The sequence below is a fragment of the Amycolatopsis sp. NBC_00355 genome (assembly GCF_036104975.1).
Taxonomy (GTDB): Bacteria; Actinomycetota; Actinomycetes; order Mycobacteriales; family Pseudonocardiaceae; genus Amycolatopsis.
In genome coordinates this window covers 8,150,308-8,168,635 of sequence record NZ_CP107982.1, presented here as the reverse complement: position 1 = coordinate 8,168,635, position 18,328 = coordinate 8,150,308, and the positions used below count along the sequence as shown (strand labels likewise).

Here is an 18,328-nt window from a genome sequence, read left to right as displayed (position 1 = left end):
GGCGTTCTGATCACGTGCGCCGGCGTTCGGATCGCGCCGGGGGCGTCGTTCGTGCCACTCCGCCGGGCATTTGCCCGGCGAGAAGGTGATACTCAAGGGCGTGAGCGGCTTCAACCTGCGTTTCCTCGGCCATTCGACCGTCCGGCTCGAACTCGGTGACCGCGTCGTCCTCACCGATCCCGTGCTCACCGCCCGGGTCGGCGGGCTGACCCGGGTAGTCCCGCCGCCCCCGCCTGGCGCCTACGGCGGCGTCGATCTCGTGCTGCTGTCGCACCTGCACGGTGACCACCTGCACGTGCCGTCGCTGAAGCTCGTCGGCCGGCGGACCCGGATCGTCGTCCCGCGCGGAGCCGGGAGCTGGCTGACCAGGAAGGGCTTCACCGCCGTCGAGGAGATCGCGCCCGGCGAGACGCTCACCGACGGCGGGCTCACCATCACCGCGACCGAGGCCGTCCACTCCGGACACCGCTGGGGCCCGCGCCTCACCCACGGCCCGCAGAGCCCGGCCGTCGGCCACCTCATCGACGGCGCCGGGCTCCGGGTCTACAACGCCGGCGACACCGACCTCTTCGACGCCATGGTCGGCTTCGGCCCGGTCGACGTCGCGCTCCTGCCCGTCTGGGGCTGGGGCCCGAACCTCGGCCCCGGTCACCTGAACCCGGCCCGCGCCGCCGAGGCCGCCGGGCTATTGCGGGCCCGCGCGGTCGTGCCGGTGCACTGGGGCACGCTCGCCGTCCCCGGGATCCGGCGCACCGCGCGGATGCGGCGGCTGCTCGCCGATCCGCCGCGGGAGTTCGCGGCCCACGTGGCCGCCGCGAGGGTCGCCACCGACGTCCTGTTCACCGAGCCCGGCGCCGACGTCGTGCTCCCGGCCTCGACGGACCGCGCGTGAGCTGGACCGACCCGGCCGCCCTCGGGTACCCGGCGCTGTTCGGCGGCGTGCTGCTCGGCTCGATCATCCCGATCGTGCCCACCGGCGCGGTGGTCGGCGCCGCGGCCGCCGTCGCGACCACCACCGACCACCTCTCGCTGCCGCTGGTGATCGTCCTGGCCACGCTCGGCGCGTACGTCGGTGACGTCATCACGTTCGGCGTCCCGCGCCTGGGCAGCGAAGCCGCGTTCCGCTGGATCAGCCGCCGCCAGCCCGCCGAACGCCTCGAAAGGGCGCGCGGCCAGTTCGCCCGCCGCGGCTGGCAGATCGTCGTGATCGGCCGGCTCGTCCCGGCCGGCCGGATCCCGGTGCTGCTCGCGGCCGCCGCGCTGAGCTACCCGTGGCGGCGCCTGCTGCCCGCCGCGCTCGTCGCGTGCGTGCTCTGGGCGGTCGCCTACAGCTTGCTCGGCATCGTCAGCGGGGGCATCTTCGATTCACCGCTCATCGCGACGCTGCTGGCGACGGTGCTGGTCCTGCTGGTCACCGTGCTGCTGAACCTGATCGCCCGCTGGCGGCGTGCCAAAGCCGAGGCGAAAGAGAAGACGGGAGACCGAGCTTGACGACGACCGCGCCGAAGGGCCGGCTGCTGCGGGGCGGCCGGGCCGTCGCCCGCGTCCTGCTGGTGTGGGCGGCGGTGACCGGCGCGCTGCGCCTGCTCGACGTGCTGCTCTCCGGCTTCCGGATGACGCACTGGTGGCAGCCGACGGTGTGCGCGCTGCTGCTCGGGCTGCTGGTGGCGTTCGTCTGGCCGCTGGTCATGCGGATCGCCTACCCGCTCGCGTTCGTCACCTTCGGCCTCTTCGGCTTCCTGCTGCTCGGCGCGGGCACGCTCGCCGTGTTCAAGACCGTGCCCGGCGTCGAGATCCTCGGCTTCCGGACGGCCGTGATCGTCACCGTGGCGATGGCCGGCGTCGGCGCGCTCATCTCCAGTCTCCTGGCCATCGACGAGGACGAGATCTTCTTCCGCCGCGCGAATCGCCGCCGTCGCCGGCACGCCGCCGATCCCGGCGACGCCGAACAGCCGCCCGGCGTGGTGTTCCTGCAGATCGACGGCCTCGGCTACGACACCGTCCGCCGCGCGATCCGCGACGGCGACATGCCGACGTTCGCCGCGTGGCTCGCCGAGGACAGCCACACGCTGACGCAGTGGCACACCGACTGGAGCTCCCAGACCGGCGCGAGCGTCTGCGGCATCCTGCACGGCTCCAATCACGACATCCTCGGGTTCCGCTGGTACGAAAAGGATCGCGACCACGTGATGGCGTGCGCGCACCCGACCGACGCGGCCGAGATCGAACGGCGCCACTCCGACGGCCGCGGCCTCCTCTCCGGCGACGGCGCGAGCCGGGGCAACCTGTTCTCCGGCGACGCCGACCACGTCAGCCTCACCATGAGCTCGATCCCCGTGCTGGTCCCGAAAGGCCTGCGCCACCGGCACCGCGACCGCCTCGGCGCGGGCTACTACGCCTACTTCGCGAACCCGGTCAACGCGCTGCGGACGTTCGTCGTCGCCCTCGCCGACGTCTTCCGCGAGATCAGCGCGTCGGTCCGCCAGCGCCGCGCCGGCGTCGTGCCGCGCATCCCGCGCGGCGGCTGGTACCCGCTGGCCCGGCCGGGCACGACGGTGATCGCGCGTGACGTCGTCGTCTCGGCGATCCTCGGCGACATGCTGGCCGGACGCCCGGTCGTCTACGCCGACTTCCTCGGCTACGACGAGGTCGCGCACCACTCCGGCATCGAGCGGTTCGACACGCTGTCGGTGCTGCGCTCGATCGACCAGCAGATCGCCCGGCTGCACCGGGCGAGCCGGCTGGCGCCGCGCCGCTACCACGTCGTCGCGCTGTCGGACCACGGCCAGACCCAGGGCCAGGCGTTCTCGCAGCGCTTCGGCGAGACGATCGAGGCGTACGTCGGCCGGCTGTGCGGCGGCTCGCCGTCGCCGGCTTCGGGCAAGCGCCGCCAGGCCGAGAGCTGGCAGATCAACGCCGCGCTCGCGGAGGCCACGAAGAGCGGCGGCCTGATCGCGCGCCGGCTGCGAGGCCGCGTCGAGAACGCCGAGGGCGGCGAGGACCGGCCGCGCACGGAGTCCGGCTCCCCCGGCGCGGTCACCCGCGTGGCGCCCGGCGTCGTCGCGGTCGTGTCCGGGCATACGGCGATGGTGTCGTTCACCGAGCACGAGGGGCGCGTCGAGCTGGAGACGATCGAGCGCGAGTTCCCCGACCTGCTGCCGTCGCTGGTGGACCACCCCGGCGTCGGGTTCCTGCTGGTGCGCAGCCGCGAGTTCGGCCCGGTGGTGCTGGGCCGCGACGGCTTGCACCGGCTCGCGACCGGCGTCGTCATCGGCGAGGACCCGCTGCTGCGCTACGGCCCGCACGCCGCGGACCTGGTGCGGCGCGTCGACACGTTCCCGCACTGCGCCGACGTGATGATCAACAGCAACTACGACCCGGAGACGGACCAGTCGTCGCCGTTCGAGACGCACGTCGGCTCCCACGGCGGCCTCGGCGGCCCGCAGCAGCGCGGTTTTGTCGTGCACCCACGGGAGTTCCCGCCGCCCGGGGACGTCGTCGGCGCGGAAGCGCTGCACCGGGTGTTCCGCGGCTGGCTGACCCACCTGGGCCACCCCTCGCCCGCTCCCGCCCCCGCCCCGGCTTCGGCCGAAACCCCTGTCGCTTCGGAGGTCTCTTCGTGAAACTGACCGTCTACGGTGCTTCCTGGTGCCCGGATGTCAAGCGCAGCCGCGCGTTGCTCGACCGCGAAGGCGTCGAGTACTCCTATGTGGACGTCGAGGCGGACGCGGCCGCCGAGACGCGGGTCCGCGCCCTGCAGGACGGCGAGCGCCGGATTCCCACCATCGTCTGGGACGACGGCACCTTCCTGGTCGAGCCGTCCGACGAGGAGCTGAGCTCACGGTTATGAAACTGCTGCGAGAGTTGCCGATCGGCACGCGAGTCGTGGTGCGGTACCGAATCGAGGGCGGTTTCACCGACGCGCTCGGCCTGCTGGTGGCCCGCGACGAGTCGACGTGCACGGTGGAAACCCGCCGCGGCCCGGTCGTAGTGGACTTCGACGCCGTCGCCCTGGCCAAGCCGGTGCCGCCGGCGCCGGTCCGGAAATCGGCTGGCGGTCCCCCGGCGTCCCTGTGACGATCGGGCCATGACGAGCTTCGACGACCTGGTGGCCGAGGCCGGCGCGGTGTCGGTGGACGGCTGGGACTTCTCGTGGCTCGACGGCCGGGCCTCGGAGCAACGGCCGTCATGGGGCTATCAGCGGCTGCTGGGCGAACGCCTGAGCGGCGTCCACGCGGCTCTCGACCTGGAAACGGGCGGCGGCGAAGTCCTGGACGGCTGCCCGTCCCTGCCACCGTTGATGGCGGCGACGGAGTCGTGGCCGCCGAACGTCGCGGTGGCGTCCGCGCTGCTGCGGCCGCGCGGAGTCGTCGTGGTGGCGAGTACGGACGAGCCGCCGCTGCCCTTCGCGGACGACCTGTTCGACCTGGTTTCCAGCCGCCACCCGGTCCGGACGTGGTGGGCGGAGATCGCCCGGGTGCTGCGCCCCGGCGGGACGTACCTCTCCCAGCAGGTCGGCCCGGCGAGCGTGTTCGAGCTGGTCGAGTTCTTCTTGGGCCCGCAGCCGGCGTCGTCGCGCGAGAGCCGGCACCCGGACCACGCCGTCGCCGCGGCTGCGGAGGCGGGCCTCGAGGTCGTCGACCTGCGCTCGGAGTCGCTGCGCACCGAGTTCCGCGACATCGGCGCGGTGGTCTACTTCCTGCGCAAGGTGATCTGGATGGTCCCGGGCTTCACGGTCGAGCAGTACCGGCCCCAGTTGCGGGAACTGCACGACCTGATCGAGCGCGACGGCCCGTTCGTCGCCCACACGACCAGGTTCCTCATCGAGGCCCGGAAGATCGAGGCTCGGAAGCCCTGACGATCGCCGCCTCGACGCCGTCGAGCAGCAGCTCCAGCCCCGCCTCGAACGACAGCCTCGCCTCGCGCTCCAGGTAGGGCTCGCCGTCCGGGACCGCGGCCGTGTCCGCGCCGAGGGCCGATACCGTCGGGAAGCGGGCAGCCAGGTCCGGGACCAGCTCGCCGAGCAGCGTCGACCGGGCGTACCACCAGTCCTCTTCGGACTGCCCCGTCTCGCGCGACGCCTGACGGGACTCCGCCGCAGACTGGACCGAGCCGCGCACGACGTTGAACAGCGCCGACACCACCCAGCGCACCCGCGGCAGCGGCAGGCCCGTCTCCGCCAGGACTCGCAGGAGCGTCTCCTGCACGTGGAACTCCCCCGGCCCGAGCACCGGCCGCGCCGGGGAGACTTGCAGCAGCCACGGGTGGCGCAGGTGCAGGTCCCACAACTCGTCCGCCAGAGCCAGCGCCGCCGCCCGCCAGCCGGCCGTTAGGTCCTGGTCGGCGGGCAGTTCGCCGAGCGTCCGGTCGTACATCAGGTCGACGAGCTCGGTCTTGCCCGGCACGTACGTGTAGAGCGCCATCGCCGTGCGCCCGAGCCGTTCCCCGACCGAGCGCATGGACAGCGCCCCCATGCCGTCGGCGTCCGCGATCTCGATCGCCGCGCCGACGATCGCCTCGACCGACAGGCCCGGCTTGGGCCCGGGACCGGTGCGCGGGGCGCCGACGCGCGGACCCCACAGCAGCTCCATGGACCGCCGGGCGTCGCCCTGACCGGCGAAGACGACCACCTTGCCGACTCCTTACAGCCTAAAGTATTGTAACCTGAGCCATCACCTTACAGCCTAAAGTATCAAGAAGGACGGTATGACCTCACCCAGGCGGGCCGCCGACACCCATGACGTGATCGAGGTCCGGGGGGCCCGGGAGAACAACCTGACCGGCATCGACCTGGACATCCCGAAACGCCGGCTGACGGTGTTCACGGGCGTGTCCGGCTCCGGCAAGTCGTCCCTCGTCTTCGGCACCATCGCGGCCGAGTCCCAGCGCATGATCAACGAGACCTACAGTGCCTTCCTCCAATCGTTCATGCCGAACCTCTCGCGCCCGGACGTCGACCTGCTGGAGAACCTGAGCGCCGCCATCGTCGTCGACCAGGAGCGGATGGGGGCCAACTCCCGCTCGACCGTCGGCACCGCGACCGACGCCCACACGATGCTGCGGATCGCGTTCTCCCGGCTCGGCGAGCCGCACGTCGGCACGTCCGGCGCGTTCAGCTTCAACCTGCCCGAAGGCATGTGCCCGGCGTGCGAAGGTCTCGGCCGGGTGTCCGACCTCGACGTCCGTGCCCTGCTCGACTTCGACAAGTCCCTCAACGACGGCGCGATCCAGGTTCCCGGCTTCACGCCGGACACCTGGTACGTCCAGACCTACCTCGCTTCCGGTTTCTACGACCCGGACGCCAAGATCCGGGACTACACCCCGCAGCAGCTCGACGACCTGCTGCACAAGGACTCCTGCAAGGTGAAGGTCGGCAAGACCAACGTCACCTACGAGGGCCTCGCGGTGAAGGTCAAGCGGCTCTACCTGCACAAGGACACGGAGTCGCTGCAGCCGCGCCTGCGTGCGTTCATCGAGAAGGCCGCGGCCTTCAGCACCTGCGCCACGTGCGGGGGCGCCCGGCTGAACCAGGCCGCCTTGTCGTCGACGATCGACGGCAAGAACATCGCCGACTGCTCGGCCATGCAGATCAGCGACCTCGCCGAGTTCGTCCGGAAGCTCGACGAGCCGTCGATCGCGCCGCTGCTGGGCAACCTGCGCGACACGCTCGACTCCCTGGTCGAGATCGGCCTCGGTTACCTCTCGCTGGACCGCGAGTCGGGCACGTTGTCCGGCGGTGAGGCGCAGCGCGTGAAGATGGTGCGCCACCTGGGTTCGAGCCTCACCGACGTCACGTACGTCTTCGACGAGCCGACCGTCGGCCTGCACCCGCACGACATCGAGCGGATGAACAACCTCCTTCTCTGCTTGCGGGACAAGGGGAACACGATCCTGGTCGTCGAGCACAAGCCGGAGACGATCCGGATCGCCGACCACGTCGTCGACCTCGGCCCCGGTGCGGGCAAGGCCGGCGGGCGGCTCTGCTACACCGGCGACCTCGACGGCCTGCGCGCGTCCGGCACGCTCACCGGCCGCCACCTCGACCACCGCGTCACCCTGCGCCCGGAGGTTCGCTCACCCACCGGGCGGATCCGGATCACCGGCGCCAGCCTGCACAACCTGCGCGACGTCAGTGTCGATGTCCCGCTCGGCGTGCTGACCGTGGTCACCGGCGTCGCCGGCTCCGGGAAGTCGTCGCTGATCCACGGTTCGCTGACGCACCGCGACGGCGTCGTGGTGGTCGACCAGTCGGCGATCCGCGGTTCGCGACGGTCGAACCCGGCCACCTACACCGGCGTGCTCGATCCGATCCGGACGGCGTTCGCCAAGGCCAACGGGGTCAAGGCGAGCCTGTTCAGCGCCAACTCCGAAGGCGCGTGCCCGAAATGCAAGGGCCTCGGCCTGGTGTACACGGACCTGGCGATGATGGCCGGTGTCGCGTCGGTCTGCGAGGAGTGCGAAGGCAAGCGGTTCACACCCGACGTCCTGACGTACACCCTGCGGGGCAAGAACATCAGCGAAGTGCTCACGATGCCGGTCACCGAGGCCCGCGAGTTCTTCCCGTCCGGCAACGCGCGGGCGGTGCTGAACCGGCTCGCCGACGTCGGCCTCGGCTACCTGACGCTCGGGCAGCCGCTGACGACCCTCTCCGGCGGTGAGCGGCAGCGGCTCAAGCTGGCGATCCGGATGGCCGAGCACGGCTCGACGTACATCCTCGACGAACCGACGACCGGCCTGCACCTGGCCGATGTCGACCAGCTGCTCGCATTGCTCGACCGGATCGTCGACGCGGGCAACACGGTGATCGTCATCGAGCACCACCAGGCTGTGATGGCCCACGCCGACTGGCTGATCGACCTGGGCCCCGGCGCCGGCCACGACGGCGGCCGGGTGGTTTTCGAGGGCACCCCGGCTTCGCTGGTCGCCGACGCCACCACACTGACGGCCCGCCACCTGCGCGAGTACCTGGGGAAGCAATGAACAGCACCGGTTTGCTCGAGGTGACGGCGGTCCGGCGGGTGACCCCGCGCACGGTGCGTGTCACCTTCACCGGCCAGGGCCTCGACGCACTGGAGGCGTGGCCGGACCAGCAGCTGAAACTGCTGTTCCCACCACCCGGCCGCCCGGTGCGGCTGCCGGCCGCCGAGGACGACGTGATGCGCTGGTACCAGGCGTACCTCGAGATCCCCGAGGACGAGCGCCCGGTGATGCGCAGTTACACCGTGCGCGCTCGGCGCCCGGAGCAGGCCGAGATCGACGTCGATTTCGTGCTGCACGGCGACGAAGCGGGCCCGGCCACCAGCTGGGCCGCGGCGGCGGCCCCGGGTGACGTCCTCGGCCGCTACGGCCCGGACGCGCTCTACCGCCGCCCACTCCCTTCGGGGGACGTCGTACTGCTGGCCGGCGACGAGACGGCGATCCCCGCGGTGTGGTCTTTGCTGTCCGAAGTGGACAATGCCGTGGTGTTCCTGGAGGTCCCGGACGAGGCTGAGGAACAGCCGATGCCCGGTGACGTCCGCTGGCTCCACCGGGACGGCGCTCCGCACGGGACGAAGCTGCTCGAAGCCGTGCGCGAAGCGAAGGTCGACGGCTCGGCGGCCGCGTGGCTCGCCGGGGAAGCCGGGACGGTCCGCGCGCTGCGCCGCCACTTGGTCGGCGAGCGCGGCATCGACAAGGGTGCCATCGAGTTCACCGGGTACTGGCGCCGCAAGCTCACCCAGGACGACGCGCCCACGCCCGAAGACCTGGCCGAAGCGGCCGAAAAGCTCGGCGGCGGCTGAGCGGAGACGCCACCTGGGCTGGCCGATCGGCAGAAGTGCTCGGCCATGCCCGGACAACCACGGCCGACGACCGGTAAAGTCGCCACACAGACGACCGACCGGCCCACCCGGCCGCGCGGCGGATGACCCGGCGGCCACCGCACGGACCGCACCGCCCGAGCCGACGCGACCGAAAAACTCGGCGACGGCCGAACGGAGACGCCACTCGGACTGGCCGATCGACAGGGGTACTCGGCCATGCCCGGACCACCACGGCCGACGGCCGGTGAAGTCGCCACGCAGACGACCGACCGGCCCACCGGGCTGTGCGGCGGATGGCCCGGCGGCCACCGCACGGACCGCACCGCCCGAGCCAACGCGACCGAAAAACTCGGCGACGGCCGAGCGGAGACGCCGCTCGGACTTACCGATCGGCAGACGTACTCGGCCATGCCCGGACCACCACGGCCGCCGGCCGGTAGCCACGGCCACGGCCACGGCCACGGCCACGGCCACGGCCACGATCGACCGGCCGATGCGGCTGCGCGACCGGCAACGTCGCAACCGCTGCAGGGGAACACTGCCCGAACCAAGCGGCTTCGCGGCGGCGTTGCCCGCCGGGCGACAGCTGCGCTCGACAGACCCGGACAGCCACGGCCGCAGCCGATCGGCCAGCCGGCGGACGAAATCGGCGGGGGCGCGGCCGGCGGCTTTCGCCCGGCCGCGGCGGCGGTGCTGGCACTCGACCGGCCCACCCGGCGGTGCGGCTGGTGGCCCGGCGGCCACCGCGCGGTCCGCGCGGGAACACTGCCCGAGACGACGCGGCCGCCGGGCGGGAAGCTGGACGGCGGCCGGGCGGCCCGCGGTGGCAGACTCACCCCGGTGCGTGCGGACATCGCTGCGGCGCTGGCCTCGTCGGGCATCGACCCGGCGTCGGTCGTGGCCGCCGGGGACATCGGTGGCGGGACCTACAACACGGCGATCCGGCTGACGCTCGCCGACGGCAGGCGGCTGGTGCTCAAGATCGCGCCGGCCGCCGTCGGGCTGGCCTATGAACACGACCTCCTCGCGACCGAGGCCGAGTACTACCGCTCGGCCTCGGGCCCACTGCCCGCGGTTGTCGGTGCCGGGCCGGGCTTTCTGCTGATGACGGAGCTGCCCGGCGCGACCTGGGACGTCTCCGACGCCGACCGGCCGCGGCTGCGGCGCGAGCTGGGCGCGGTCGTCGCTCGGCTGCACGAAGCGACGGGCGACGCGTTCGGCTACCCGCAGGACCCACCGCACCCGACGTGGACCGCGGCGTTCACGGCCATGACGGACGCGGTGCTCGCGGACGCGCTGAAGTTCGGGGTCCGCCTCCCGCGCCCGGCCGCCGAGATCGCGCACCTGGTCCGCCGCCACGAGCCGCTCCTGGACCACGTGACGACGCCGGTGCTGGTCCACTTCGACCTGTGGGCGGGCAACATCCTGCTCGACGGCGGGCACGTCAGTGGGATCATCGACGCCGAACGCGCGTTCTGGGGCGACCCGGTGGCGGAATTCGTTTCGCTGACGCTCTTCCGCGGCGTGGACCGAGAACTGGTCGACGGCTACCGCGACGCGGGCGGGCCGGCGAAGTTCGACCCGCCCGCGCGGCGGCGGCTCGCGCTCTACCGCGTCTACCTGGACTTGATCATGCTCGTGGAACTGGTCCCGCGGCGGGACCCGGACGCGGGCCGCGCCGAGTTCCTCACCGGACACCTGATCGCGGACCTCGACGCCTGTCAAAGGGCGCTCTGACCGGACGCGGCACAGGAATCGGGACATGCGGCGGAGAATCGTTGTCGTCACGAATCCCACGTTACCGAACACACGTGCGAACACCATCGCTAAATCGGGTGATCCCGACGAGCGTCGGGTAAGACCCGATTTCCGTTGCGGCGTAAGCGATTCAGTGGCGCGGAAGGGATAAAGTGCCCCCGAGTTCCAGGCTACCGGTGAGCACCGACAAAACCGGAATCCGTCACCAGGTGACCGGCAGCGAATGGACGCCGTAGACCAGCATGTCGTTCTTGAATTCCAGCTCTTCCACCGAAACCGCCAGCCGCAGTGCGGGAATCCGGCGGTAGAGCGTGCCGTACACCACCTGCAGCTCGACCCGCGCCAGCGTCTGGCCGAGGCACTGGTGCACGCCGTAGCCGAACGCCACGTGGTGCCGGGCGCCGCGCGTGACGTCCAGCTCGTCCGGCGAGTCGAACACCGAGTCGTCGCGGTTCGCGACGTCCGAGGCGCCGATGATGCCGTCGCCGGCGTGGATGACCTGGCCGCCGAGTTCGAAATCTTCGACGGCGACGCGGCGGCGTCCGGAGTGCGTGATGTTCAAGTAGCGCAACAACTCCTCGACGGCACTGCGCAGCAGCTCGGCGTCGCCGGAGCGGACCAGGTCCAGCTGCGCCGGGTTCTCCAGCAGCGCCACCGTGCCGAGCGCGATCATGTTCGCCGTTGTCTCGTGGCCCGCCACCAGCAGCAGCTGCCCCATGCCGGCGATCTGCTCGGCGGTCATCGTGCCCAGCTGCGAGACCGCCAGTCGGCTCAGGACGTCGTCGCCCGGCGAGACGGCTTTCCGTTCCACCAGGCCGGAAAGGTAGGCCAGCAGCTCGTCGGTGGCCTTCACGGCCTCTTCGGGTGTCGCGTCCATCGAGATCATCACCTTCGTGATGTCCTGGAAGAACGCGCGGTCCTCGTACGGCACCCCGAGCAGTTCGCAGATCACCAGGGACGGCAGCGGCAACGCGAACGCCGGCACGAGGTCGACCGGCTTCGGGCCCGCCAGGAGGTCGTCGATCAGGTCGTCGACGATCTTCTGGATGGCCGGGCGCAGCGCCTCCATCTTCTTGACCAGGAAGTCGCCGGTCAGCAGCTTGCGCTGGGCCGCGTGCTCGGCGCCGTCCATGTTGATGAACGACTTGACGCGGTTGCGCCGCGCCGCCGACGCCGCGCTCTGGTGCGGGTAGCCGGGCCGGTCGGAGTCGGCGCTCACCCGCGGGTCGCGCAGGATCGCGCGCACGTCTTCGAACCGCGTCACCAGCCACGGCGTGCTGCCGTTCCACAGCTTGACGCGGGAAACCGGTTCCTCGCGCTGCAGTTCGCCGAGCTCGGCCGGCGGGTCGAAGGGACACCGCCGGGTCATCGGAAACGCGGGCACACCGTCCGTCATGAGGGCCTCCCGAAGCCGCCGCACAGTTCGACAAGAAATTACATAGCTATGCTAAGCATCTTGTCGCGGCTCCGCCACACTCCGTTCAGGCGACGACCGGAAGATCACACGAATACGAGCGACAACAGCTCGTCGACGAACGGCTCGACCAGTTCGGCTCCGGTCCGGTGCAGCACGCTGTGGAACAACGCGACCCGGCCGTGCGCGCCGACGAACACGACAGCGGCCGCGCGACCAGGCGAAACCCGCAGCGGATGGCCTGCTTCGACACACCTCTCGAACGCCGCGGCCAGCCCGTCGATCACGTCCAGCAGCGGCCCCTCCGCGCGTGCGTCCGGGTCGGGCTTGGACGCGCCGTTCGCGAGCATCAGCCGGTAATGTCCGGGATGCTCCATGGCGAACGCGCAGTAGGCGTGGATCTGCGCCCGCACCCGCCCGACGACGTCGGCCTCGCCGAGCGACTCCTCCGCCGCGCGCATCGAGTCCCGCAGCCGCGCGTACTCGAAGTCCAGCAACCCCCGCACGAGTTCCGCGCGGTCGGCGAAGTGCTGGTAGATGCTCGCCGGGGCGATCCCGACCGCGCGGGCCACCCCGCGGATCGTCAGTCCGTCTTCGCCGCCGAGTTCGGCGAGCAGCCGGGCGGCGGCCGCGAGGATTTCTCCGCGCAGGCGTTCCCCTTCGCCCCAACGATTCCTGGTACGGCCGATTCCCGCGTTGTCCGGCACCCGCCCATTCATACGCCGGTGGCCGCCACGGGCGTATTCCGGGGGTCCCGAAATGACCATGGCAGCCCCAAACCGTCCTAAGTGGACTACGCCGGTTCAGGCGCTCAGACTCGGGTACAGCCCGGTCAGGTCACCGGCCAGCCCCGCCCGCACGGTGCGGCTGAGGTCGTCGACGAGGACCTCGAAGCGGCCTTCTTCGACAGCATCGATTCCGAGGCCGGCCGCGAACGCCGGGTCGACCTTCGGGCCGTCGACGTGCTTGGCCATGTCGGTGTCCATGTACCCGACGTGCAGCGCGGTCACGTTCGTCTTCTGCGGCGCCAGTTCCAGGCGCAGCGCGTTGGTCAGCGACCAGGCTGCCGACTTCGCCGCGGAGTAGGCCGCGACCTGCGGCGAGGTGAACCACGACAGCACCGAAAGGACGTTGAGCACGGCGCCGCCGCCGTTGCCCTCCAGGATCGGCGCGAACTCGCGCGTCACGGCCAGGGTGCCGAAGTAGTGCGTGTCCATTTCCAGCCGGATGTCTTCGAGCGAGCCGCCGAGCGCCGACGCCCCGGTGGACGAACCGGCGTTGTTGACCAGCAGCGTGACGTCGCCGGCGATCGCGGCGGCGGCGCGGATCGACGCCGGGTCCGTGACGTCCAGCTGCAGCGGGATCACCCCCGGCAGGTCCACCGACTCCGGATTGCGCGCGGCCGCGTAGACCTTCGCCGCGCCCCGTTCGACGAGGGCGGCCGCGAACTGCCGGCCGAGCCCGCGGTTGGCCCCGGTGACCAGCGCCACCGCACCCTTGATCTCCATGACGAACTCCTCTCGCATCTGACTTGCTCGTTGCAAGCTAGCTACCGGCGACCCTACGGCGTAAACTTGCTCCAAGCAAGCCAGCTCGAAGGGATCACACATGAGCCGCCGCATCACCTGGGAGGACGCCTCCTGCCCGATCGCCCGCGCCGCCGACGTCCTGGCCGAGCCGTGGACGCTGCTGATCCTGCGCAACGCCACCGCGGGCACGACCCGGTTCGAGGACTTCCGCAGCGAGCTCGGCATCGCCGACAACGTGCTGACGACCCGGCTCGGCAAGCTCGTCGACCGCGGGCTGCTGACGAAGCTCCCCTACCGCGACGGCGGCCGCACCCGGCACGAATACCGGCTCACACAGGCCGGGTCGGACGCGTTGCCGGTGCTTCACGCCCTCGGCGCCTGGGGTGACGCCCATACCGATTCGGTGAGCGCGTACGGCCCGATGAAGCTCGTCCACACCGGCTGCGGACAGCTCACCCGGCCGGGCCGGAACTGCGACAACTGCGGAAAACCACTGGTCAGGGACGATCTGGCGTGGCGTGGCTCATGGCTGAGCGAAGGTGAGATCCCGTTGGCCGAGCCGGTCACCTGAGCCCGGCGGGGCATCCTCGTATGCGTGGCAGCGCATGTCAACACTGCAAAATGGTTGGTAAATCACCACTAAGCACGCAGTACGAAAGTCGGGTCACAAGCGACGGCCGGATCCGTAAATTCGGACCACAGCACACGCAAACCCGGCAAATTCCCCACAGCTGCCCCTACCGCGAGGAGCCGTCCCGATGTCCAGGAAGTACCTGCTGCCCGGAGCCGCTGTCGCACTGGCGATGATCGCCACCCCGATGACCGCCGCGCCGGCCTTCGCGGCCCCGGCCCAGGCCGAAGCGGCCACGGTCGTCTACTACGACACCTCGGACGCCCCCACCTTCCGCGCCCAGATCAACGCCGGCGCGGCGAACTGGAACGCGGCGGTGTCGAACGTCAAGCTCGAAGAAAGCTCCTCGGGCGCCACGCTGCACTACACCGAAGGCAACGACCCGCAGGGCTCCTACGCCCAGACCGACGGTCACGGCAGCGGCACGATCTTCATCGACTACACGCAGGCTGAGCAGTACAACCAGACCCGCATCACGGCCCACGAGACCGGCCACGCGCTGGGTCTGCCGGACCACTACGAAGGCCCGTGCTCCGAGCTGATGTCGGGTGGTGGCCCCGGCCCGTCGTGCACCAACGCGAACCCGAACTCGGACGAGTCCGCTCAGGTGGAATCCCTGTGGGCCAGTGGTTTCCGCGCGGCTGCCGCCACGCCGACCCGCATCTACGAAGTGACGATGCCGGTCAAGTGACCCAGGTTTGACGTCGGGGGAGGCCGCACCGGGCAACCGGTGCGGCCTTCGCACGTGACGGAAGGGTCGGCACGCGTGATCGAGGAGTCATCACGCGTGGTTGAAGGGTCGACACGGCTCTCAGAGGCGGGAAACCAGGCGGTCCCGGGCTACTTCCAGGTGGGCTGTCATCGCTTTGCGGGCGGCGGACGCGCTGCCCGCGACCAAGGCGTCGACGATCGTGCGGTGCTCCGCGAACGTCTGTTCGCCGAACGGCTGGTTGTAGTTCAGCCGGAAGAAGTGCAGGTGGCAGTGGGTGCGGGCGGAACGCCTGCTCGACCGCGACGTTGCCGGCCAGGCGCAGGATCAGCTCGTGCAGCCGGGCGTCGTGCGCGGTCAGCGCCTTGTAGTCGCTGTACGCATCGTCGACCGGCACCGCCGGGCACGTCGCCAGCTCGGCTTCCAGAGCGCTGACCCGCGAGTCCGACATCGACGCCGCCGCCAGGGCCGCGGACGGCGGCTCCAGCAGCAGCCGCAGCGCGTACATGTCGTCGACTTCCGTGCGGTTCAGCAACTCCGTGACGCGGTAACCGCGCAACGGCAGCCGGCTGACCAGCTCCTCGGACTCCAGCCGCGCCAGTGCTTCGCGCACCGGCGTGCCGGAGACGCCGAGCTTGCGGGCGATCTCGTCGATGTTCACCCGCGCGCCCGGATCTGGCTGCTCTTCTGCGCCATCTCGGCGAAGACGTCGTCGTCGCGCTGGTGCGCGAAGTACGCCTCGAACAGCGGCCGTTCCGCGTCCTGCAGCGCAGCCCCGGTTGCTTGTCGTCCCAGGTCCACCAGTTGACGGTATTCCCGTTGCCGCTCGCCGAGCCGCCACCGCAGGCGGTCTCATGTTGTCACTCCGAATTGGTCATGGCCGCAGGATCGGCCGGAACCCTTCGAGTACCGCCTGGACGTCGTCCGCGCCGCCGGCGTCGTGGCCGTTGTATTCCCAGACGCCGATCTGCTTCGGGCCCTTGTAGGCGTGGTAGGCGCCGAAGACCGTGGACGGCGGCACGATGCCGTCCATCAGCCCGGCGGAGAACCACGCGGGCGCGGTCGCGCGGGCCGCGAAGCCGACACCGTCGAAGTAGGACAGCACCTCGAACGTCCTCGCCACGGCGTCGCGCTTGTCGGCGAGGTACCGCGTCAGTTCGAGGTAGGGCCGCTCTCCCGCGATCAGGCTGGCCCGGCGGAAGTCGCAGAGGAACGGCGCCTGGGCGTGCAGCGCGGCGACGTCCGGGACCAGGGCCGCCGTGGCCAGCGCGATGCCGCCGCCCTGGCTGTTGCCCAGCACCGCGACCCGCGCCGGATCGACGACGTCGAGCGCGCGCACGGCGTCCACCGCGCGGGCCGCGTCGGTGAAGATCCGCCGGTAGACGTAGCTTTCGCGGCTCTCGATGCCGCGCGTGAGGTGGCCGGGGTACGCGGGGCCGCTGCCGACCGGGTCGGGTGTCACGCCGCCCTGGCCGCGGACGTCGATCTGCAGGTGCGCGTACCCGGCGGACGCCCAGGTCAGCTCCTGCAGCGCGCTCCCCCGGCTGCCGCCGTACCCGTGGAACTGGATGATCGCGGGCCGCGGGCCCTCGACGCCTCGCGGCAGCCGCAGCCAGGCGCGGACCGGATGCCCGCCGAATCCGGCGAACGTCACGTCGAAGACGTCGAGGGTCCGCAACGGCGTCTCGACCGGCGTGACTTGCAGGGCCAGGTCGTGGTCGCGGGCGTCGTCGAGGGTCGACGTCCAGAACTCGTCGAAGTCGGCGGGGGCGGCGTAGTCGCTGCGGTACTCCTGCAACGCGGCGAGACCGAGGTCGGTGAGCATCAAAGTCCTTTCAGGACGGTCGATTCGCCGGCCCGCAGCCGCAGCTCGGTCTCCCGGCCGCGGTAGCGCACGCGCACCACGTCGGCCGGGTCGCCGGACAGCCGCCGCAGCACGGCGTAGGCCAGCTCACCTTCGCGCCATTCGAGGTCCACCGCGAGCCCACCGCCACCATCTGCGACATGTGCCGGTGGGCCGGGTCCCCGTCGGTGACGGCGAGCGGACGCAGGCGCGGCAACGCGAGGGCGATCTCGGCGCACAGCGGATCATGGACGCCGAGCGCGTCGGCCTCGGGTGCCGCTGCCGCCGTGAGCAGGCCCGCGAGCATCGTTGACCGCTCCTTCGAGGTCGGTGGAACTACGTCAGACATCGGAGGACCACGGCGGACAGAGATCGGACGAATCGAGGACTGTCGGGGGTGGCGGTTAGGTTCGGGGCATGTTGACCACGCTCGCCGTCGAGAACTACCGCTCCCTGCGCGACCTGGTGCTGCCGCTGTCCGGGCTGACCGTCGTCACCGGGCCGAACGGCAGCGGCAAGTCGAGCCTGTACCGGGCGCTGCGGCTGCTGGCGGACGCGTCGCGCAACGGCGCGGTGGCGGCACTGGCCGGCGAAGGCGGGCTGCCGTCGACGTTGTGGGCCGGCCCGGAGACGATCGGGCGGTCGGTGCGGGAGGGGCGCACGCCGGTCCAGGGCACGGTGCGGACGAAGGCGGTCGGGCTGCGCCTGGGGTTCGCGGGTGACGAGTACGGCTACGCCCTGGACCTGGGCCTGCCGCAACCCCTGGACACGATGTTCAACCTGGACCCGGAGTTCAAGCGCGAGGCGGTGTGGTCGGGCCCGGTCCTGCGCCCGTCGGCGCTGCTGGCCGACCGCTCGGGCCCGGCGGTCCGCACGCGCGTCGAGTCGGGCGGGTGGGGCGCCGACCGGTTCGAGATCCGGCTGACGGACAGCATGCTGAGCGAGTTCGCCGACCCGCGCGCGTGCCCGGAACTGCTGGTACTGCGGGAACGCATCCGGTCGTGGCGGTTCTACGACCACTTCCGCACGGACGCGTCGGCGCCGGCGCGTCAGTCCCGCATCGGCACCCGGACCCCGGTGCTCTCCCACGACGGCGCCGACCTGGCGGCGGCCTTGCGCACGATCATCGAAATCGGCCGGGCGCAGGAGCTGGCTTCGATCGTCGACCAGGCCTTTCCCGGTTCGCGCTTGGAGGTGGTGGCGCCGGAAAGCCGGTTCACGGTCCGCTTCCACCAGCACGGCCTGCTGCGTCCCCTGGAGGCGGCGGAGCTGTCGGACGGCACGCTGCGGTTCATCCTGTGGGTGGCGGCCTTGCTGACACCACGGCCGCCGGAACTGCTGGTGCTGAACGAGCCGGAGACCAGCCTGCACCCGGATCTCCTGCCGGCGTTGGCATCGCTGATCGCCGTCGCGGCGAAGGAGACCCAGGTGGTGGTGGTCTCACACGCCCAGCCGCTGATCAGGGCCCTGTCGGAGATCGCGGAGGTGGGCGAGGTGGAGCTGGAGAAGGAGTACGGCGAGACCAAGCTGGTGGGCCAAGGAAGGCTGGACCGCCCGTCATGGCACTGGCCCACCCGCTGAGCTGACGTACCCAGCCGGACGACACGCGTACCTGGATGGACGACTCGCGTACCCAGCGGGAC

Annotated in this window: 21 protein-coding genes; 13 read left to right on the top strand and 8 right to left on the bottom strand. The window is 71.2% G+C overall.

The window, feature by feature from the left end; all coding sequences use genetic code 11:
* Window positions 1-100: 100 nt before the first annotated feature.
* The 6 genes from OHS18_RS37635 to OHS18_RS37610 are packed head-to-tail and all read left to right on the top strand — an operon-like array spanning window position 101 to window position 4,858.
* Complete coding sequence (locus tag OHS18_RS37635) at window positions 101-892, top strand: MBL fold metallo-hydrolase (RefSeq protein ID WP_328613974.1); 792 nt, start codon at window positions 101-103, stop codon at window positions 890-892.
* Window positions 889-1,491, top strand: coding sequence for a DedA family protein (locus OHS18_RS37630; RefSeq protein ID WP_328613973.1), 603 nt, complete (start codon window positions 889-891; stop codon window positions 1,489-1,491). Before OHS18_RS37635 ends, OHS18_RS37630 begins: the two co-directional genes overlap by 4 nt.
* Window positions 1,488-3,623: a phage holin family protein gene (locus OHS18_RS37625; RefSeq protein WP_328613972.1), complete on the top strand. Its 2,136-nt coding sequence runs from the start codon at window positions 1,488-1,490 to the stop codon at window positions 3,621-3,623. The genes OHS18_RS37630 and OHS18_RS37625 overlap by 4 nt, the downstream gene beginning before the upstream one ends.
* Window positions 3,620-3,850 carry a glutaredoxin domain-containing protein gene (locus OHS18_RS37620; protein WP_328444411.1) on the top strand — a complete coding sequence of 77 codons (231 nt, stop codon included), beginning with the start codon at window positions 3,620-3,622 and terminating at the stop codon, window positions 3,848-3,850. Before OHS18_RS37625 ends, OHS18_RS37620 begins: the two co-directional genes overlap by 4 nt.
* Window positions 3,847-4,077: a putative acetyltransferase gene (locus tag OHS18_RS37615; protein WP_328444413.1), complete on the top strand. Its 231-nt coding sequence runs from the start codon at window positions 3,847-3,849 to the stop codon at window positions 4,075-4,077. The genes OHS18_RS37620 and OHS18_RS37615 overlap by 4 nt, the downstream gene beginning before the upstream one ends.
* A gap of 10 nt (window positions 4,078-4,087) precedes the next feature.
* Window positions 4,088-4,858 (top strand): methyltransferase domain-containing protein, encoded by a 771-nt coding sequence (locus tag OHS18_RS37610; protein WP_328613971.1) that lies wholly within the window; start codon window positions 4,088-4,090, stop codon window positions 4,856-4,858.
* On the opposite strand, the gene OHS18_RS37605 is transcribed toward OHS18_RS37610, so the two are convergent.
* Window positions 4,821-5,630 (bottom strand): TetR/AcrR family transcriptional regulator C-terminal domain-containing protein, encoded by an 810-nt coding sequence (locus OHS18_RS37605; protein WP_328613970.1) that lies wholly within the window; start codon window positions 5,628-5,630, stop codon window positions 4,821-4,823. The genes OHS18_RS37610 and OHS18_RS37605 overlap by 38 nt on opposite strands.
* Window positions 5,631-5,706: 76 nt before the next feature.
* Between OHS18_RS37605 and OHS18_RS37600 the strand changes: the two genes are divergently transcribed.
* The 3 genes from OHS18_RS37600 (at window position 5,707) to OHS18_RS37590 (ending at window position 10,538) form a co-directional block, all read left to right on the top strand.
* Complete coding sequence (locus OHS18_RS37600) at window positions 5,707-7,980, top strand: excinuclease ABC subunit UvrA (RefSeq protein ID WP_328613969.1); 2,274 nt, start codon at window positions 5,707-5,709, stop codon at window positions 7,978-7,980.
* Complete coding sequence (locus tag OHS18_RS37595) at window positions 7,977-8,780, top strand: siderophore-interacting protein (protein ID WP_328613968.1); 804 nt, start codon at window positions 7,977-7,979, stop codon at window positions 8,778-8,780. The genes OHS18_RS37600 and OHS18_RS37595 overlap by 4 nt, the downstream gene beginning before the upstream one ends.
* 711 nt (window positions 8,781-9,491) lie before the next feature.
* Window positions 9,492-10,538 carry an aminoglycoside phosphotransferase family protein gene (locus tag OHS18_RS37590; RefSeq protein WP_328613967.1) on the top strand — a complete coding sequence of 349 codons (1,047 nt, stop codon included), beginning with the start codon at window positions 9,492-9,494 and terminating at the stop codon, window positions 10,536-10,538.
* Window positions 10,539-10,761: 223 nt separating this feature from the next.
* On the opposite strand, the gene OHS18_RS37585 is transcribed toward OHS18_RS37590, so the two are convergent.
* The 3 genes from OHS18_RS37585 to OHS18_RS37575 all read right to left on the bottom strand — a co-directional run bounded on the left by OHS18_RS37585 (window position 10,762) and on the right by OHS18_RS37575 (window position 13,481).
* Window positions 10,762-11,955, bottom strand: coding sequence for a cytochrome P450 (locus tag OHS18_RS37585; RefSeq protein ID WP_328613966.1), 1,194 nt, complete (start codon window positions 11,953-11,955; stop codon window positions 10,762-10,764).
* A 104-nt stretch (window positions 11,956-12,059) separates the two neighbouring features.
* Window positions 12,060-12,623 (bottom strand): TetR/AcrR family transcriptional regulator, encoded by a 564-nt coding sequence (locus OHS18_RS37580; RefSeq protein ID WP_328459063.1) that lies wholly within the window; start codon window positions 12,621-12,623, stop codon window positions 12,060-12,062.
* 153 nt (window positions 12,624-12,776) lie between these two features.
* Window positions 12,777-13,481, bottom strand: a complete 705-nt coding sequence (locus OHS18_RS37575) for an SDR family oxidoreductase (RefSeq protein ID WP_328613965.1) — start codon at window positions 13,479-13,481, stop codon at window positions 12,777-12,779.
* Between the two features lie 100 nt (window positions 13,482-13,581).
* Here OHS18_RS37575 and OHS18_RS37570 point away from each other — a divergent pair, with 100 nt between their 5' ends.
* Both OHS18_RS37570 and OHS18_RS37565 read left to right on the top strand, forming a co-directional pair.
* Window positions 13,582-14,073, top strand: coding sequence for a winged helix-turn-helix transcriptional regulator (locus tag OHS18_RS37570; protein WP_328613964.1), 492 nt, complete (start codon window positions 13,582-13,584; stop codon window positions 14,071-14,073).
* Window positions 14,074-14,260: 187 nt separating this feature from the next.
* Complete coding sequence (locus OHS18_RS37565) at window positions 14,261-14,824, top strand: snapalysin family zinc-dependent metalloprotease (RefSeq protein ID WP_328613963.1); 564 nt, start codon at window positions 14,261-14,263, stop codon at window positions 14,822-14,824.
* Here the strand turns inward: OHS18_RS37565 and OHS18_RS37560 are convergent.
* From OHS18_RS37560 to OHS18_RS37545, 4 genes are all read right to left on the bottom strand, one after another.
* Window positions 14,817-15,503: a GntR family transcriptional regulator gene (locus OHS18_RS37560; protein WP_328613962.1), complete on the bottom strand. Its 687-nt coding sequence runs from the start codon at window positions 15,501-15,503 to the stop codon at window positions 14,817-14,819. The genes OHS18_RS37565 and OHS18_RS37560 overlap by 8 nt on opposite strands.
* A complete protein-coding gene (locus OHS18_RS37555) occupies window positions 15,500-15,643 on the bottom strand; it encodes a hypothetical protein (RefSeq protein WP_328613961.1) in 144 nt (47 codons plus the stop codon). The genes OHS18_RS37560 and OHS18_RS37555 overlap by 4 nt, the downstream gene beginning before the upstream one ends.
* A gap of 73 nt (window positions 15,644-15,716) precedes the next feature.
* Complete coding sequence (locus OHS18_RS37550) at window positions 15,717-16,667, bottom strand: acetylxylan esterase (protein ID WP_328613960.1); 951 nt, start codon at window positions 16,665-16,667, stop codon at window positions 15,717-15,719.
* Complete coding sequence (locus OHS18_RS37545; RefSeq protein ID WP_328444433.1) at window positions 16,667-16,819, bottom strand: hypothetical protein; 153 nt, start codon at window positions 16,817-16,819, stop codon at window positions 16,667-16,669. Before OHS18_RS37545 ends, OHS18_RS37550 begins: the two co-directional genes overlap by 1 nt.
* A 35-nt stretch (window positions 16,820-16,854) precedes the next feature.
* On the opposite strand from OHS18_RS37545, the gene OHS18_RS37540 reads away from it, so the two are divergent.
* Both OHS18_RS37540 and OHS18_RS37535 read left to right on the top strand, forming a co-directional pair.
* Window positions 16,855-16,998 (top strand): hypothetical protein, encoded by a 144-nt coding sequence (locus tag OHS18_RS37540; RefSeq protein WP_328613959.1) that lies wholly within the window; start codon window positions 16,855-16,857, stop codon window positions 16,996-16,998.
* 104 nt (window positions 16,999-17,102) lie between these two features.
* The gene (locus tag OHS18_RS37535) at window positions 17,103-18,266 is read left to right on the top strand and encodes an AAA family ATPase (RefSeq protein ID WP_328444437.1); all 1,164 of its coding nucleotides are present in this window, start codon (window positions 17,103-17,105) and stop codon (window positions 18,264-18,266) included.
* Window positions 18,267-18,328 lie beyond the last annotated feature (62 nt).